This is a genomic window from Pseudomonas sp. 43A (assembly GCF_013363935.1).
Lineage (GTDB): Bacteria > Pseudomonadota > Gammaproteobacteria > Pseudomonadales > Pseudomonadaceae > Aquipseudomonas > Aquipseudomonas crudilactis.
Genome location: NZ_CP054880.1, coordinates 6,465,565 through 6,483,047, shown reverse-complemented (window position 1 = coordinate 6,483,047; position 17,483 = coordinate 6,465,565). Strand labels below are relative to the sequence as shown.

Here is a 17,483-nt window from a genome sequence, read left to right as displayed (position 1 = left end):
TTCACCTATGTTGAACACCCTTCTTCCAATCCTGTTGTTCGCCGCTCTGGGCCTTGGTGTCCTTGGCGCTTTGCGGCGGGTGGCCATGTGGCGTCGGGGCCGGGCCTCGAAGGTCGATCTGATCGGCGGCCTGTTCGCCATGCCCAAGCGCTACATGGTCGACTTGCACCATGTCGTGGCGCGGGACAAATACATCGCCAACACTCACGTGGCCACGGCCGGCGGTGCAGTGGCGTCGATTGTGCTGGCGCTGCTGGTGCACGGTTTCGGCCTGCATAACCGCATTCTCGGTTACGCCTTGCTGCTGATGACGGCGGTGATGTTCGTCGGCGCGATCTTCGTCTACCTGCGTCGGCGCAACCCGCCGGCGCGGCTGTCGAAGGGCCCGTGGATGCGCCTGCCGAAAAGCCTGTTGGCGTTCTCGGCGTCGTTCTTTCTGCTGACATTGCCGGTGGCTGGAATCCTGCCGGAGAACTTTGGCGGTTGGGTGCTCGCGGTCATCCTCGGGATTGGCGTGCTGTGGGGCGTGTCGGAGCTGTTTTTCGGCATGACGTGGGGCGGGCCGATGAAACACGCCTTCGCCGGTGCGTTGCATTTGGCTTGGCACCGCCGCGCCGAGCGTTTTGGCGGCGGTCGCTCCACCGGTTTGAAACCGCTCGATTTGAACGATCCGAGCGCGCCACTGGGTGTGGAAAAACCCAAGGATTTCACCTGGAACCAGTTGCTCGGTTTTGACGCCTGCGTGCAGTGCGGCAAATGCGAAGCGGCTTGCCCGGCCTTCGCCGCCGGCCAGCCGCTGAACCCGAAAAAGCTGATTCAGGACATGGTCGTCGGCCTCGCTGGCGGCACCGATGCCAAGTTTGCTGGCAGTCCGTATCCCGGTAAACCAATTGGCGAGCACAGCGGCAATCCGCATCAACCGATCGTCAACGGTCTGGTCGATGCCGAAACCCTGTGGTCGTGCACCACCTGCCGCGCCTGCGTCGAGGAATGCCCGATGATGATCGAGCACGTCGACGCCATCGTCGACATGCGCCGTCACCTGACCCTGGAAAAAGGCGCGACGCCGAACAAGGGCGCCGAAGTCCTCGAAAATCTGATCGCCACCGACAACCCCGGTGGTTTCGCCCCGGGCGGACGGATGAACTGGGCGGCGGACTTGAACCTCAATCTGCTCAGCGAAAAGAAATCCACCGACGTGCTGTTCTGGGTTGGCGACGGTGCTTTTGACATGCGTAACCAGCGCACCCTGCGCGCGTTCGTCAAAGTGCTGAAAGCGGCGAAAATCGACTTTGCCGTACTCGGTCTCGAAGAGCGTGACAGTGGCGACGTGGCCCGCCGTCTCGGTGACGAAGCAACCTTCCAGTTGCTCGCCAAACGCAATATCCAGACCCTGGCCAAATACAGCTTCAACCGCATCGTCACTTGCGATCCGCACAGCTTCCACGTGTTGAAAAACGAATACGGCGCGTTCGACGGCAACTACCTGGTGCAGCACCACAGCACCTACATGGCGGAAATCATCCAGGCCGGCGCGCTCAACCTCGGGCAGCACAAAGGCAACAGCGTGACCTATCACGATCCGTGCTACCTGGGCCGCTACAACGGCGAGTACGAAGCGCCGCGCGAAGTGTTGCGGGCCCTCGGCATTGAAGTCAAAGAGATGCAACGTTCCGGCTTCCGCTCGCGCTGCTGCGGCGGCGGTGGCGGGGCGCCGATCACTGACATTCCGGGTAAGCAGCGGATTCCCGACATGCGCATGGAAGACATCCGCGAGACCGGCGCCGAACTGGTGGCCGTGGGTTGTCCACAGTGCACGGCGATGCTCGAAGGCGTGGTCGAACCGCGTCCGCTGATCAAGGACATCGCCGAACTGGTGGCCGACGCGCTGCTCGAAGACGCAGCGCCGAACAAGCCCGTTACTCCAGCGAAACGTGAACCTGCGGAGGCCCATTGATGAGCGACATTATCCGCCGCGACCCACGCGCCGAATGGATTGCCCGTAACCGTTTGCACCCGTTGCACGCGGCCATGCAACCGGCGCAGCACAGCTGGATGGGCCCCAACGGCATCATCCGCAAGAATTTGCACGGCATCGGTTTTATCGGCCCCAACGGCATCAAGCGTATCGACCGCAGCGGCGCGCAGCAGGGCGGGGCGGTCAAACGTTCAGCTGCTGTGGAAGTGCAATTGCCGCTGCATCAGGTGCCGGCCCCGGCGTTCTATATCAGCGTGGTGCCGGATATGGTCGGTGGCCGCTTGAGCAGCCACGACCGCGACTTGCTCGGCCTCGCTCATCAACTCGCCGGCCAGGACGGCGCGGTGCTCGCGGTGGTGTTTTGCGAACACAAGGAAAATGCTTTCGCCACGGCAGGCGTCGATCGCTTGTTGGTGCTCGAAGGCGAACAGTTCAGCGGTTATGCACCGGAGCAACGGTTGCAAGGTTTGCGCGCTGTGGATAACCAGTTCAACCCGCGTCATTGGTTGCTGCCGGACAGCCGAAGCGGTGGCGGTGAACTCGGCCGGCGCTTTGCCGCGGCACTGGGTGAGCGCCCGGCGACGCGGGTCTGGCAGGTCAAGGATCAGCAGTGCATTGGCCGCGCTGGCGCTGGACTGCAAGACCTTGCCCGACCGGTCGCGCGGTTGATTCTGGGCGCCGCCGAATGCGCCGAGCCGGTCAGCGAAACCCGACATGAAGCGTTGCCGGTAGAGTTATCCACAAGCGTCGTGCGCAGCCTGTCGCGGATTGAAGATCTCGGCGCTGTGGCGGTGGACCCCGCAGCGATTCCGATGGCCGAAGCGGAGTTCATTTTCTCCGGCGGCAACGGCGTCAAGGACTGGCAGCTCTTTCACGAAACGGCAGCGGCGCTCGGCGCTACCGAAGGCGCTTCCCGCGTTGCAGTGGACGATGGCTTCATGGCCCGTGATCGCCAGGTCGGCGCGTCCGGCACCTGGGTCACCGCGCGGGTCTATGTGGCTGTGGGTATCTCTGGCGCGATTCAGCACCTGCAAGGCATTGGCGCTTGCGACAAAGTGGTGGCGATCAACCTTGATCCAGGTTGCGACATGATCAAGCGTGCCGATTTGTCGGTGATCGGCGAAAGCGCAGAGATTCTGCAGGCGTTGATCGAGGCGGTCGCGGCTTACCGCAACGAAGCCAAACGCGATGCGGCTTAAGGAAACGCTATGAACACGAAAGTAATCAGTCTGGTTTCAATCGGCGCTCACCCGACTTCCGGGCGGCCACGCCGTGCTGATCAGGACGCGCGCGCTGTGGAACTGGGTCTGCAACTGGCTGGGGATAACCTGCAAGTGCTGCATGCCGGCGACGTTGCGGAACCGGCGTTGCGCGCCTATCTGGGTATGGGTCTTGAGCAGATGCATGTGCTGGAGCAACCGGCTGGCGCCGATGCGCTACCAGCGCTGACCGCGTATCTGCGCGATGCCGGTGCCCAGGTGGTGCTGACCGGCAGCCAGGCAGAAACCGGTGAAGGTTCGGGGATGCTGCCGTTCTTGTTGGCGGAAGGTCTGGGTTGGCCGCTGGTGGTGGGGCTGGCACAGGTCGAGTCGATCAACGACGGTTCGGCGCTGGTGCTGCAAGCCTTGCCGCGTGGTCAGCGGCGGCGCTTGAAGGTGAAACTGCCGTTTCTCGCGACTGTGGATAACGCTGCGCCGAAGCCTCGGCAGAGTGCCTATGGCCCGGCGCGGCGCGGGGTGCTGGAGGCTGACGACGTCGAGGTCGTAGACGACGAGCTCTTGGCTGTCGCCACCCTGCAGCCGGCCAAACCAAGGCCCAAACGCCTGAAAGTGATCAAAGCCAAAAGCGGTGCCGACCGGATGAAAGCGGCTACCGCCAAAGCCAGTGGTGGCGGTGGACAAGTGCTCAAAGGCGTTACCCCGCAGGTTGGCGCCGAAGCCATCCTCAAGTTGCTGATTGAAGAAGGCGTGGTCCGCTGACACCCCTCCAATCCTCCTGTGGGAGCGAGCTTGCTCGCGAATGCATCGGATCAGTCAGCAATGATGTTGGCGGATACAGCGCTTTCGCGAGCAAGCTCGCTCCCACATGTATTTGGTCGACAACTGTCATTTGTTGACATGAAAAACATTGCGCTTCTGTTTGCAGCTGTTTTCAAGCACGGGTTAGAAAAGCCACTCACCACACAGGGAGTCAAGTGAATGACCGTAAAATTTCGACCTGCCCGGCGCACGGATGCGCGCGATATTGCGCGTTTGTTTCAGATCTCCTCAGAGGGCGCCTCGGATTACATCTGGAGTCAGTTGGCGGAGCCGGGCGAGACATTGCTTGATGTCGGTGAGCGGCGATATGCCCGCGACGATGTGGACTTTTCCTGGCAGAACTGCCTGATCGCTGAGGCCGAAGGCGGCGTGGTCGGCATGATGCACAGCTACGTCATGCGCGAAGATCCAGACCCGGCACCGCCCACCGATCCTGTGCTGGCGCCTTACGCCGATATGGAGGTGGCGGATACCCTGTACATCTCCAGCCTGGCGCTGCACGAAGGCTGGCGCAATCAAGGATTGGGCGTGCAGTTCCTCCAGCATGCCCAGGCGCGCGCCGATCAACTCACGCTCAAAGGGCTGAGCCTGATCGACTACGCCGCCAATACCGGTGCGCGCCGGTTTTATGAGCGACATGGCTTTGGCATCGTCAAAACCTGTCAGGTGGTACCGCATCCGATGATTCGGGTGACGGGTGAGGCCTATCTTATGTACCGGGCATGAATCCGGTTATCCACTGACGAGGGTTTACACACAATCCCTGTTGGTCAGTCTGTGGATAACATGTTCGCCCATCACTGCAAGTCACGTCGGCCGTGGCCTGTAGCCTTCAGATCAAAAAATAACCAGCCTAAGTTACGGTTTTTACGGGATTTTTCGGCGGGATAACTTCCTGAGTTACCCCCGATCTCTGTTGGCGCTTCTGTGGATAAGATGTTTGCTTTCCACTAACAGCCATATAAAACGTGGCTTTCAGAGAGTTGATCAATAACTGATCAATTTGCACTTTTAACCGGATGAATCTTCCGAAACCCCCGATTTTTCGCAGTCTTCAGCGCTTTTCCACAGCAGATGCAAAGTTACCCCCGATCTCTGTTGGCGCTTCTGTGGATAAGGTGTTTGCCATCCGCTGAAGGCCACGATCTGTGTGCCTTTCAGCCTGTTGATCGAAAAACGATCATTGCCTTTGGAAAACCGTGCTTCTGGATAAGTCACGGTTTTTCTTTGCAAATCAGTGAGATATTTTTTGAGTCATCCACAGTTGTCCCCATTTGCTGTGGGTGGGTATGTGGATAACTTGTTTGCGGAAGGCTGGGGGGCTTGGTGGGTATGGGGTGTGGGGTGGTTGGTCAGAATTTGTGCAATCAAGGTTCAGGGATGTGGTGAATGTGAAATAGCTATCGCGAGCAGGCTCACTCCTACAGGGGAACGCATTCCAAATGTAGGCCTTCGCCTGCTCGCGATGCTTTTTATCCTTGGACAGGGACGCCTTTGAGGTAAGGCGCAGGCTCGGCACCGAGGTTGTTCAGCAGACGCTCGCTGTACCAATCAACGAAGTTGACCACGCCAAACTCATAAGTTTTCGAGTAAGGACCAGGCTGATACGCCGTCGAGTTAATCCCGCGCTGATTCTCTTCCGCCAGACGACGATCCTGATCATTGGTCGCATCCCACACCTGGCGCATGCGCTCGACGTCGTAATCGACGCCTTCAACCGCATCCTTGTGCACGATCCATTTGGTGGTGACCATGGTTTCCTGCGCGCTGATCGGCCACACGGTGAAGACGATGATGTGGTCGCCCATGCAGTGGTTCCACGAGTGCGGCAGGTGCAGGATGCGCATCGAACCCAGATCCGGGTTCTTGATCCGCCCCATCAGTTTCGCGCAGCCCTGTTTGCCGTCGAGGGTCATCGACACGGTGCCTTTGAGCAGCGGCATGCGCACGATGCGGTTACGCAGGCCGAAACTGGCGTGGGCGTAAGGAATCTTCTCGGCTTCCCAGGCAGCGGCGGACGCAGCAACGTGATCCTTGAACGCTTGATCGGCGCGTGGATCAGTGACGTCGTCCCATTCCAGCAGGGTTTTCAGCAGTTCCGGGTGCGACGCGTTGCAGTGGTAGCACTCGCGGTTGTTTTCCAGCACCAGTTTCCAGTTGGCCTTTTCGAACAAGGTGGTTTGAATCGCCACCTTGGTGTTCTCCATGTCGTACGGTTCCATGTAATGGTTCAGCGTCGACAGGAAGTCATCGATGGCCGGCGGGTTCTCGGCCAGGCTGATGAAGATGTAACCGCCAGCAGTCTTCACGTTCACCGGTTTGAGGCCGTATTGCTTCATGTCGAAGTCGGCGCCCATTTCGGTACCGGCGAACAGCAGGCGACCGTCCAGCTCGTACGTCCACTGGTGGTAATGGCAGACCAGTTTGGCGACCTTGCCTTTTTCACTGGTGCACAGGCGCGAGCCACGGTGACGGCAGACGTTGTGGAACGCATGCACTACGCCCTCGGCGCCACGAATGACGATGATCGGATTCTTGCCGATCTGCAGGGTCAGGTAGTTGCCCTTGGCCGGGATCTCGCAGGTCATGCCGGCGATCAACCACTCTTTCTGGAAGATCTCCTGCATGTCGATATCGAACAGCCGCTCATCGCTATAGAACGGTTGCGGCAGCGAAAAGGTGCGCTCGCGCTCTTGCAGCATTTGTGCAGTGGCCTTGCGTGCGGGTTCCAGCGGATCGCCCAGGCTGATTTTTGCGGTGACGTCCATCGATGTGATCCTCATGGCCATCTGCGTGGCCGGCGAAAAGTGGCTGATCAGGTGTGCTGCTAACGGTTGCTACGCAAGGTGTAAAGAAGCTGTCTTGGTGTTGGGGCGAGTGTGGGCCCGGCGCAGGGCGCAACCTTATCCATGGGCGACATGGTGCAATCTGTTCCCGACGCGCAACCCCCGGTGGTTGGGGGCTGGTCGCGATAAGTATGCCGATGTCGCGGATAGGTAAACGGGCGGTTCGCGCTATACGCAGAATCGCCGACATGAGGCCGACAGTCGGCCGTGGAGAACAGCATGTCCAACAGCTTCCTGAATCCGGTCACCACCCAGACCTGGGCCAATGGCCGACACATCGTCCGTTGCGTCAAAGTCATCCAGGAAACCTGGGACGTGCGCACCTTCTGCTTTATGGCTGACCAGCCGATCCTGTTCTTCTTCAAGCCCGGGCAGTTCGTGACTCTGGAGCTGGAAATCGAAGGCCAGCCGATCATGCGCTCGTACACCATTTCCAGTTCGCCGTCGGTGCCGTACAGCTTTTCGGTGACGATCAAGCGCGTGCCAGGGGGCAAGGTCTCGAACTGGTTGCACGACACGCTGCATGAAGGGCAAGAGTTGGCGGTGCACGGGCCGGTCGGGCTGTTCAACGCCATCGACTTCCCGAGCCCGAAGGTGCTCTATCTCAGCGGCGGCGTGGGGATTACGCCGTGCATGTCGATGGCGCGATGGTTCTACGACACCAACGCCAACGTCGACATGACCTTTATCCACAGCGCGCGCTCGCCGAAAGACATCATTTACCACCGCGAGCTGGAACACATGGCATCGCGGATCGACAACTTCAGCCTGCACCTGATCTGCGAGAAGCATGGCTTGGGCGAGCCGTGGGCCGGGTATCGCGGTTACCTGAATCACAAGATGCTCGAATTGATGGTGCCGGACTTCCTCGAGCGCGAAGTGTTCTGCTGCGGCCCGACGCCGTACATGAACGCGGTCAAGCGCCTGCTGGAAGTGGCCGGTTACGACATGTCGCGTTATCACGAGGAGTCGTTTGGTGCGACGCCACCGGAAGCACGTGCCGATGCGGTCGAACAGGCCGAGCAGGCTGCGGATGCACCGGAAATCGATGCGGCGGATCTGCATCAGGTCGAATTCACTTCGTCCGGCAAGAGCATTCGTGTGGCACCGGGTGAAACCGTGCATGCGGCGGCGGCCAAGCTTGGCTTGATGATTCCGAAAGCTTGCGGGATGGGGATTTGTGGGACGTGTAAGGTGTTGAAGCTGGGGGGCGAGGTGGAGATGGAGCACAACGGCGGGATTACCGAGGACGACGAGGCCGAAGGGTTTATTCTTTCGTGCTGCAGTGTGCCTAAAGGGGATGTGCGCATCGATTTCTGAGTGGGGCGAATTTTTGCGTACGGCTTGCCCCTCACCCCAGCCCTCTCCCAGAGGGAGAGGGGGCCGATTTTTGGGCTTTTCAAAATGTGAGTTCGGCTCGGTATTTCACGTCGGCGTAGCTCTGATAAACACCACGGTCAGTTCCCTCTCCCTCTGGGAGAGGGCTAGGGTGAGGGGCTTTTCAGTCAACAAACAAATCCGGCATCAACGCCGCGTCGCTTTCTCGATCAAAGCGATATTGATCGAACTCAGTCACGCCGCTCTCCCGCAAAATCTCCTCATCAATCAACAATCGCCCGGTAATCTGCCGTCCACTGCTTCCCAAAATCACATGCGCCGCATCCGCCATAATCGCCGGCGTGCGCGCCTGCTTGAACGACTCGCGATTGCCCAGCTGAAACTCAATCGCCGCCGTGGCAATCATCGTCTGCGGCCACAGTGAATTGACGCTGATCCCGTACGCGGCAAATTCCTCGCTCATCCCCAGCGTCAGCATGCTCATGCCGTACTTGGTCACCGTGTACGGGCTGAATTGCGCAAACCACTTGCTCGCCAGATTCAGCGGCGGCGACAGGTTGAGAATGTGTCCGGCGGATTTCTTCAAATAGGGCAGGGCGGCCTGACTGCACAGCAACACCGCCCGGGTGTTGATCTGGTGCATCAGGTCGAAACGCTTGAGTTCGATGTGTTGCACGCCGGTCAACTTGATCGCCCCGGCGTTGTTCACCAGCGCATCGATGCCGCCGAAATGCTCGTTGGCCTGCGCGAGCGCTTTGCGCACCGCCTCTTCATCACGCACATCCACTTGCAGGGCCAAAGCTTTGCCGCCCGCCGCTTCGACTTCCGCAGCGACGCTGTGAATGGTCCCAGGCAATTTTGCGTGGGGTTCGGCGCTCTTCGCCGCAATGACGATGTTGGCTCCGTCCTTCGCGGCACGCAGCGCAATCTCACGACCAATGCCACGGCTGGCGCCGGTGATGAACAGGGTTTTGCCTTGTAACGACATGCCGATGCTCCTGCTTATTGTTATGTGAGCGGAGGGCTCGACAGACAATGTAGACCAAGCAGAAGCACAACCCGTGTAGTCAGGTCAGGCGGACATGACTTCGCGGATGTCGCGCGCCAGTTCGCGGACGCGTTCTTCTTCGGTGTCCCACGAGCACATGAAGCGTGCGCCGCCCTTGCCGATGAAGGTGTAGAAACGCCAGTTTTTCGCGGTCAGCGCGGCGATCGCCGGTTCCGACAGTTGCAGGAACACGCCGTTGGCCTGCACCGGGAACATCAGTTCGACGCCGGGAATGTCGCTGACCAGTTCGGCCAGCAATTGCGCGCAGTGGTTGGCGTGGCGGGCGTATTTCAGCCAGGCGTCGTTTTCGAGGATGCCGACCCAGGGTGCCGAGAGGAAGCGCATTTTCGACGCCAGTTGCCCGGCCTGTTTGCAGCGGTAATCGAAGTCTTCGGCCAGTTTGTGGTTGAAGAACAGGATCGCTTCACCTACGGCCATGCCGTTCTTGGTGCCGCCGAAGCACAGCACGTCAACACCAGCCTTCCAGGTCAGGTCTGCTGGCGAGCAGCCTAAGAACGCGCAGGCGTTGGAAAAACGTGCGCCGTCCATGTGCAGGTGCAGGCCCAACTCCTTGCAAGTGGCGCTGATGGCGCGGACTTCTTCCGGGGTGTAAACGCTGCCGACTTCAGTGGCTTGGGTCAGGGTCACCACGCGCGGTTTCGGGTAGTGAATGTCCTGGCGCTTGAGCGCGACTTCGCGGATCGACTGCGGGGTGATCTTGCCGTTTTCAGTGCCAGCGATCAGCAGTTTCGAACCGTTGGAGAAGAATTCCGGGGCGCCGCATTCGTCGGTTTCGACGTGGGCGGTTTCCGAGCAGATCACGCTGTGGTAACTCTGGCACAGCGACGACAGGGCCAGCGAGTTGGCGGCGGTGCCGTTGAAGGCGAAGAACACTTCGCAGTCGGTTTCGAACAGGTTGCGGAAATGGTCGGCCGCGCGTGCGGTCCATTCATCGTCGCCATACGCGCGCTGGTGGCCGTGGTTGGCCTGCTCCATCGCAGCCCAGGCTTCAGGGCAGATACCGGAGTAGTTGTCGCTGGCGAATTGTTGGCTCTTGTCGGTCATGGCCGGCTTCCGTGGTCGAGACTCTTGTGAAGGCTCGTGGTCAATGAGGGTGCGCACTTTACCGAAGATCTTCCGGGGAGCACACGGGATGTCACGTTCAGGAAATTACCAGTTTGTAGGACGATTATGCACCTGAGCAAACGCGACGGCGCGCTGGATCTGCTCAAGTGGCTTGCGCTGCTGAGCATGTTGCTCGATCACCTGCGATATGTCGGGTTCTCCGCCGATTGGCTGTACGTGCCGGGGCGGCTGGCGTTTCCTTGGTTTTGTCTGGCGATGGCGGCGAATCTTTCGCGCGATGGTTCGCGGAGGATGGAATGGCGGTATCTGGGGTGGTTGTTGCTGTTCAGTGCGGTGAGTGAAATTCCCTATTGGTTGTACATTCCAGAGCCCGACACGTTGAACGTGATGCCGACGCTGGCGTTGGGTTTGCTAGTGGCGCGTGGTTGGCAGGACCCCTCGATCACGGCGCGATTGTTGGGTGTCGCCGCGCTGGTGCTGGCCGCCATGTTTCCGGAACGACTGATGTTTGGTTTCTTCGGGGTGTTGCTGCCGTTGGCGATGCTGCTGGTGTTTCGCCGTCCGTGGTATTTCAGCTTGCTGCCGGGTTTGATATGCCTCGCAGCGAACCAATGGCAAGTGCTTTACGACTCTGCAAGGTTCGGTAGCAGCGTCGCCATTCTTGGCATTGCCACCTGTCTGTTTGCGCCCACGCTCGGAATGTTCCTGTTGCGACATGCGCGACATCTCCAGCCGCCACCGATGCGGCGCTGGGCGTACGTCCTCTATCCCGCACATTTTCTCCTGCTACTCGCCGTCCGCCAACTTTTCACATAACCCTGTGGGAGCGAGCTTGCTCGCGAAAGCGGTGTATCAGCCAGCACTGATGCTGACTGACACGGCCTATTCGCGAGCAAGCTCGCTCCCACAGGGTTCTTCGTCATATTGAGGATTGTGTTTGTCAGGGCATTTCCGGCCATGTCGTAAACGCACCTTTGCGTGGCGCGCGCAGGCATTTGAGCTGTCTGCGCCGGTCATACCATCGGCATCAAAGGGCACTGCCGTGATTGCCAGTGCCTTACCGAGACGAATGGCGCACAGATGCCGCTGGGAGAGACGCGATGTTCAGCAAGCAAGACCAGATCCAGGGTTACGACGATGCACTGCTGGCGGCGATGAATGCCGAGGAGCAACGTCAGGAAGATCACATCGAGCTGATCGCGTCGGAGAACTACACCAGCAAACGCGTGATGCAAGCGCAAGGCAGCGGCCTGACCAACAAATACGCCGAAGGCTATCCGGGCAAGCGCTACTACGGTGGCTGCGAGCACGTCGATAAAGTCGAAGCACTGGCCATCGAACGCGCCAAGCAACTGTTCGGCGCCGATTACGCCAACGTTCAGCCGCACTCCGGTTCATCCGCTAACAGCGCGGTGTACCTGGCGCTGATCCAGCCGGGCGACACCATCCTCGGCATGAGCCTGGCCCACGGCGGTCACCTGACCCACGGCGCCAAGGTGTCGTCCTCGGGCAAGCTCTACAACGCTGTGCAGTACGGCATCAACACCGACACCGGGCTGATCGATTACGACGAAGTCGAGCGTCTCGCCGTCGAATCCAAGCCGAAAATGATCGTCGCCGGTTTCTCCGCTTACTCGAAGACGCTGGACTTCCCGCGCTTCCGTCAGATCGCTGACAAGGTCGGCGCGCTGCTGTTTGTCGACATGGCCCACGTCGCCGGTCTGGTTGCCGCCGGTCTGTACCCGAACCCGCTGCCGTACGCCGACGTGGTCACCACCACCACGCACAAAACCCTGCGCGGCCCACGTGGCGGGCTGATCCTGGCCAAGTCCAACGAAGAGATCGAGAAGAAGCTCAACGCTGCTGTGTTCCCCGGCGCTCAGGGCGGCCCGCTGATGCACGTCATCGCCGGTAAAGCCGTGTGCTTCAAGGAAGCGCTGGAGCCAGGCTTCAAGGCGTATCAGCAACAAGTGATCGACAACGCTCAGGCGATGGCCAGCGTGTTTATCAAACGTGGCTACGATGTAGTGTCCGGCGGCACCGACAACCATTTGTTCCTGGTCAGCCTGATCCGTCAGGGCCTGACCGGCAAAGATGCCGACGCCGCCCTTGGCCGCGCGCACATCACCGTCAACAAGAACGCCGTGCCGAACGACCCGCAATCGCCGTTCGTGACTTCGGGCCTGCGCATCGGCACCCCGGCGGTCACTACCCGCGGCTTCAAGGTGACCCAGTGCGAAGTGTTGGCCGGCTGGATCTGCGACATCCTCGACAACCTCGGTGATGCCGATGTCGAGGCCAATGTTGCCCAGCAAGTGTCGGCCCTGTGCGCAGACTTCCCGGTTTATCGCTGAGTGTTCTGGAGTAACTGACTATGCAACGCTATTCGGGCTTCGGCCTCTTCAAACACTCCCTCAGCCACCACGAAAACTGGCAGCGCATGTGGCGCACGCCAACGCCGAAAAAGGTCTACGACGTGGTCATCGTCGGCGGCGGCGGGCACGGTCTGGCGACTGCCTACTACCTGGCGAAAGAACACGGCATCACCAACGTCGCCGTGGTCGAGAAAGGCTGGCTGGGCGGCGGTAACACCGCGCGCAATACGACCATCGTGCGCTCCAACTACCTGTGGGACGAGTCGGCGCACCTCTACGAACATGCGATGAAACTGTGGGAAGGCCTGTCCCAGGATCTCAACTACAACGTGATGTTCTCCCAGCGTGGCGTCTACAACCTGTGCCACACGCTGCAGGACATCCGTGATTCCGAGCGTCGGGTCAGCGCCAACCGCCTCAACGGCGTCGACGGCGAACTGCTCAATGCCAAGCAAGTCGCTGACGAGATTCCGTACCTCGACTGCTCGAAAAATACTCGCTACCCAGTGTTGGGCGCGACTGTTCAGCGTCGCGGCGGCGTTGCCCGTCACGATGCCGTGGCCTGGGGCTTTGCCCGTGCCGCCGACGCCCTCGGTGTGGACTTGATCCAGCAGACCGAAGTGATCGGTTTCCGCAAGGAAAACGGCGTATGCATCGGTGTTGAAACCAACAAGGGTTTCATCGGCGCCAAGCGCGTCGGTGTGGTCACCGCCGGTAACTCCGGGCACATGGCCAAACTCGCCGGTTTCCGTCTGCCGATCGAATCCCACCCGCTGCAAGCGCTGGTGTCCGAGCCGATCAAGCCGATTATCGACAGCGTGATCATGTCCAACGCCGTGCACGGTTACATCAGCCAGTCCGACAAGGGCGACCTGGTGATCGGCGCCGGTATCGACGGCTACAACGGCTACGGCCAGCGTGGTTCGTACCCGGTGATCGAACACACCATTCAGGCCATCGTCGAGATGTTCCCGGTGTTGTCGCGCGTACGCATGAACCGTCAGTGGGGCGGCATCGTCGACACCACGCCGGACGCTTGCCCGATCATTTCGAAAACCCCGGTACCGAACATGTTCTTCAACTGCGGTTGGGGCACCGGTGGCTTCAAGGCAACTCCTGGCTCGGGCAACGTGTTTGCCGCGAGTCTGGCCAAGGGTGAAATGCACCCGTTGGCCGCACCTTTCTCCATCGACCGTTTCCACAACGGTGCGTTGATCGATGAACACGGCGCTGCTGCGGTTGCCCACTAACAGGAGAAATCCCCATGTTGCATATCTTCTGTCCTCACTGCGGCGAACTGCGCTCCGAAGAGGAATTCCACGCATCCGGTCAGGCGCACATTCCGCGCCCACTGGATCCAGGCGCCTGCACTGATGAAGAGTGGGGCGACTACATGTTTTTCCGCGATAACCCGCGCGGTCTGCACCACGAGCTGTGGGATCACGTTGCCGGTTGCCGTCAGTACTTCAACGTCACCCGCGACACCGTGACCTACGAGATTCTCGAAACCTACAAGATCGGCACCAAGCCGCAATTCACCGACAAGGCTGATACGGCGAAAACAGCCACGACGGCGCTGGGAGAGAAGGTATGAGCCAGACCAATCGCCTGTCCAACGGTGGACGGATCGACCGCAACAAAGTGCTGAGCTTCACCTTCAACGGTCAGAGCTACAAAGGCTTCGAGGGTGACTCGCTGGCCGCCGCGCTGATCGCCAACGGCGTCGATATCATTGGCCGCAGCTTCAAGTATTCGCGTCCTCGCGGCATCTTTGCTGCCGGTGCCGAAGAGCCGAACGCGGTGCTGCAGATCGGCGCGACCGAAGCCACGCAAATCCCCAACGTGCGCGCCACGCAACAGGCGCTGTATCAAGGTCTGGTCGCGACCAGCACCAACGGCTGGCCGAGCGTCAACAACGACATGATGGGCATTCTCGGCAAGGTCGGCGGCAAGCTGATGCCGCCGGGTTTCTACTACAAAACCTTCATGTACCCGCAATCGTTCTGGATGACCTACGAGAAGTACATTCGCAAGGCAGCCGGTCTCGGCCGTTCGCCGACCGAGAACGATCCGGACACCTACGACTACATGAACCAGCACTGCGACGTGCTGATCGTCGGCGCCGGCCCTGCCGGTCTGGCGGCTGCACTGGCAGCGGCGCGCAGCGGTGCCCGAGTGATTCTGGCGGACGAGCAGGAAGAGTTCGGCGGCAGCCTGCTCGATTCCCGTGAAAGCCTCGACGGCAAACCGGCGATGGACTGGGTCGCCAGTGTCATCACGGAACTGAAGAACACCCCGGACGTGCTGCTGTTGCCGCGCGCCACGGTCAACGGTTACCACGACCACAACTTCCTGACCATTCACGAACGCCTCACCGATCACCTCGGTGACCGTGCGCCAATCGGTCAGGTGCGTCAGCGTATTCACCGTGTCCGCGCCAAGCGCGTCGTGCTGGCGACCGGTGCTTGCGAGCGTCCGCTGGTTTACGGCAACAACGACGTGCCGGGCAACATGCTCGCCGGTGCGGTGTCGACTTACGTGCGCCGTTATGGCGTAGCACCGGGCAAGAAGCTCGTTCTTTCGACCAACAACGATCACGCTTATCGTGTCGCTCTGGATTGGCTCGACGCCAGTCTGCAAGTAGTCGCCATCGCCGATGCCCGTAGCAATCCGCGTGGTGCGCTGGTCGAAGAAGCGCGTGCCAAAGGTATCCGCATCCTCACCGGCAGCGCCGTGATCGAAGCCCGTGGCAGCAAGCGCGTGACTGCTGCCCGCGTGGCGGCGATTGATGTTAAAGCGCACGCCGTGACCAGCCCGGGCGAATGGCTCGACTGCGATGTGATCGCCAGTTCCGGCGGTTACAGCCCGGTCGTTCACTTGGCCTCGCACCTCGGTGGCAAGCCGACCTGGCGTGAAGACATCCTCGGTTTCGTTCCGGGCGAAGCACCGCAGAAGCGCGTGTGCGTTGGTGGCATCAACGGCGTGTACGGTCTCGGCGATTCGCTCGCTGACGGTTTTGAAGGTGGCGTGCGCGCTGCCGCTGAAGCCGGTTTCCAGACTGTCGAAGGCGTGCTGCCAAAAGCCCTGAGCCGTCTAGAAGAGCCGACGCTGGCGCTGTTCCAAGTGCCGCACGAAAAGAACACCGCACGGGCGCCGAAGCAATTCGTCGATCTGCAAAACGATGTGACCGCTGCTGCGATCGAACTGGCGACCCGCGAAGGTTTCGAATCGGTCGAACACGTCAAACGCTACACCGCGCTGGGTTTCGGCACCGATCAGGGCAAGCTCGGCAACGTCAACGGTCTGGCCATCGCGGCCCGCTCGCTGAACGTGACCATCCCGCAGATGGGCACCACCATGTTCCGTCCGAACTACACGCCGGTGACTTTCGGCGCCGTGGCCGGTCGTCATTGCGGGCACATCTTCGAACCGGTGCGCTACACCGCGCTGCATGCCTGGCATGTGAAGAACGGTGCCGAGTTTGAAGACGTCGGGCAGTGGAAACGTCCTTGGTACTTCCCGAAAAACGGTGAAGACCTGCATGCAGCGGTGAAGCGTGAATGCAAAGCCGTGCGCGACAGCGTCGGCCTGCTCGACGCCTCGACCCTCGGCAAGATCGACATTCAAGGCCCGGATGCCCGCGAGTTCCTCAACCGCGTGTACACCAACGCCTGGACCAAACTCGACGTGGGCAAGGCTCGCTACGGTTTGATGTGCAAAGAAGACGGCATGGTCTTCGACGACGGTGTCACGGCGTGCCTGGCCGACAACCATTTCGTCATGACCACCACCACTGGCGGCGCGGCTCGCGTGCTGCAATGGCTGGAGCTGTATCACCAGACCGAATGGCCGGACATGAAGGTGTATTTCACGTCCGTCACCGACCACTGGGCGACCATGACCCTGTCCGGGCCGAACAGCCGCAAGCTGCTCAGCGCCGTGACTGACATTGATCTGAGCAACGAAGCGTTCCCGTTCATGACCTGGAAAGAAGGTCTGGTCGGCGACGTGCCGGCGCGGGTGTTCCGTATCTCGTTCACCGGTGAACTGTCGTACGAAGTCAACGTCCAGGCCGACTACGCGATGGGCGTGCTGGAGAAAATCGTCGAGGCCGGCAAGCAGTACAACCTGACCCCGTACGGCACTGAAACCATGCACGTGCTGCGTGCCGAGAAGGGCTTCATCATCGTTGGCCAGGACACTGATGGCTCGATGACCCCGGACGACTTGAACATGGGCTGGTGTGTGGGCCGCACCAAACCGTTCTCGTGGATCGGCCAACGCGGCATGAACCGTGAAGACTGCGTTAAGGATCAGCGTAAGCAGCTGGTCGGGCTGAAGCCGATCGATCCGAACGTGTGGCTGCCGGAAGGTGCGCAGTTGGTGTTCAACACCAAGCAGGCGATTCCGATGACCATGGTCGGCCACGTGACTTCCAGCTACGCGCACAACTCCCTCGGTTATTCGTTTGCCATGGGTGTGGTCAAGGGCGGTCTGAAGCGTCTCGGTGAGCGGGTGTTTGCACCGCTGGCCGATGGCAGCGTGATCGAGGCGGAAATCGTTTCTTCGGTGTTCTTCGATCCGAAGGGGGATCGCCAGAACATCTGACAGCTTCGAGCTCTGTGGGGTGGCGGATATCGCCTTCGCGAGCAAGCTCGCTCCCACAGGTTCTGGGTTGTTAATGGGATTTGTGTCAGGCATCAGTCCAGTGTGGGAGCGAGCTTGCTCGCGAAGGCGGAGTCACAGCCACCACAAGGGCCGGAACCAACAGAA

General features: G+C 60.3%; 14 protein-coding genes. 10 read left to right on the top strand and 4 right to left on the bottom strand.

The features are described from left to right. The first annotated feature begins 7 nt into the window (after nucleotides 1-7). The 4 genes from dgcB to HUW52_RS28645 all read left to right on the top strand — a co-directional run bounded on the left by dgcB (nucleotide 8) and on the right by HUW52_RS28645 (nucleotide 4,743). Complete coding sequence (dgcB, locus tag HUW52_RS28660; protein ID WP_175555505.1) at nucleotides 8-1,957, top strand: dimethylglycine demethylation protein DgcB; 1,950 nt, start codon at nucleotides 8-10, stop codon at nucleotides 1,955-1,957. After that, on the top strand, nucleotides 1,957-3,177 hold the full coding sequence (locus tag HUW52_RS28655) for an electron transfer flavoprotein subunit alpha/FixB family protein (protein WP_175555504.1): 1,221 nt from the start codon (nucleotides 1,957-1,959) through the stop codon (nucleotides 3,175-3,177). The genes dgcB and HUW52_RS28655 overlap by 1 nt, the downstream gene beginning before the upstream one ends. 9 nt (nucleotides 3,178-3,186) lie before the next feature. Continuing rightward, a complete protein-coding gene (locus tag HUW52_RS28650) occupies nucleotides 3,187-3,957 on the top strand; it encodes an electron transfer flavoprotein subunit beta (protein ID WP_016983630.1) in 771 nt (256 codons plus the stop codon). Between the two features lie 219 nt (nucleotides 3,958-4,176). Then, on the top strand, nucleotides 4,177-4,743 hold the full coding sequence (locus tag HUW52_RS28645) for a GNAT family N-acetyltransferase (RefSeq protein WP_016983632.1): 567 nt from the start codon (nucleotides 4,177-4,179) through the stop codon (nucleotides 4,741-4,743). Between the two features lie 285 nt (nucleotides 4,744-5,028). Here HUW52_RS28645 and HUW52_RS28640 read toward each other — a convergent pair whose 3' ends face one another. Beyond that, the gene (locus tag HUW52_RS28640) at nucleotides 5,029-5,235 is read right to left on the bottom strand and encodes a hypothetical protein (protein WP_175555503.1); all 207 of its coding nucleotides are present in this window, start codon (nucleotides 5,233-5,235) and stop codon (nucleotides 5,029-5,031) included. A gap of 254 nt (nucleotides 5,236-5,489) precedes the next feature. Next, the gene (gbcA, locus tag HUW52_RS28635) at nucleotides 5,490-6,785 is read right to left on the bottom strand and encodes a glycine-betaine demethylase subunit GbcA (protein ID WP_016986282.1); all 1,296 of its coding nucleotides are present in this window, start codon (nucleotides 6,783-6,785) and stop codon (nucleotides 5,490-5,492) included. 297 nt (nucleotides 6,786-7,082) lie between these two features. On the opposite strand from gbcA, the gene gbcB reads away from it, so the two are divergent. Beyond that, nucleotides 7,083-8,183, top strand: a complete 1,101-nt coding sequence (gene gbcB / locus HUW52_RS28630; RefSeq protein WP_007911227.1) for a glycine-betaine demethylase subunit GbcB — start codon at nucleotides 7,083-7,085, stop codon at nucleotides 8,181-8,183. A 181-nt stretch (nucleotides 8,184-8,364) separates the two neighbouring features. On the opposite strand, the gene HUW52_RS28625 is transcribed toward gbcB, so the two are convergent. Next, a complete protein-coding gene (locus tag HUW52_RS28625; RefSeq protein WP_016986283.1) occupies nucleotides 8,365-9,189 on the bottom strand; it encodes an NAD(P)-dependent oxidoreductase in 825 nt (274 codons plus the stop codon). 84 nt (nucleotides 9,190-9,273) lie between these two features. Further along, complete coding sequence (locus HUW52_RS28620; protein WP_016986284.1) at nucleotides 9,274-10,314, bottom strand: low specificity L-threonine aldolase; 1,041 nt, start codon at nucleotides 10,312-10,314, stop codon at nucleotides 9,274-9,276. Between the two features lie 126 nt (nucleotides 10,315-10,440). On the opposite strand from HUW52_RS28620, the gene HUW52_RS28615 reads away from it, so the two are divergent. From HUW52_RS28615 to HUW52_RS28595, 5 genes are all read left to right on the top strand, one after another. Next, the gene (locus tag HUW52_RS28615) at nucleotides 10,441-11,151 is read left to right on the top strand and encodes a TraX family protein (protein ID WP_175555502.1); all 711 of its coding nucleotides are present in this window, start codon (nucleotides 10,441-10,443) and stop codon (nucleotides 11,149-11,151) included. A gap of 284 nt (nucleotides 11,152-11,435) precedes the next feature. Continuing rightward, complete coding sequence (locus HUW52_RS28610) at nucleotides 11,436-12,689, top strand: serine hydroxymethyltransferase (RefSeq protein WP_007913117.1); 1,254 nt, start codon at nucleotides 11,436-11,438, stop codon at nucleotides 12,687-12,689. Between the two features lie 20 nt (nucleotides 12,690-12,709). Next, complete coding sequence (locus HUW52_RS28605; protein WP_034155011.1) at nucleotides 12,710-13,960, top strand: sarcosine oxidase subunit beta; 1,251 nt, start codon at nucleotides 12,710-12,712, stop codon at nucleotides 13,958-13,960. A gap of 14 nt (nucleotides 13,961-13,974) precedes the next feature. Beyond that, on the top strand, nucleotides 13,975-14,304 hold the full coding sequence (locus HUW52_RS28600) for a sarcosine oxidase subunit delta (protein ID WP_016986286.1): 330 nt from the start codon (nucleotides 13,975-13,977) through the stop codon (nucleotides 14,302-14,304). Beyond that, a complete protein-coding gene (locus HUW52_RS28595; protein WP_175555501.1) occupies nucleotides 14,301-17,318 on the top strand; it encodes a sarcosine oxidase subunit alpha in 3,018 nt (1,005 codons plus the stop codon). The genes HUW52_RS28600 and HUW52_RS28595 overlap by 4 nt, the downstream gene beginning before the upstream one ends. Nucleotides 17,319-17,483: the final 165 nt, after the last annotated feature.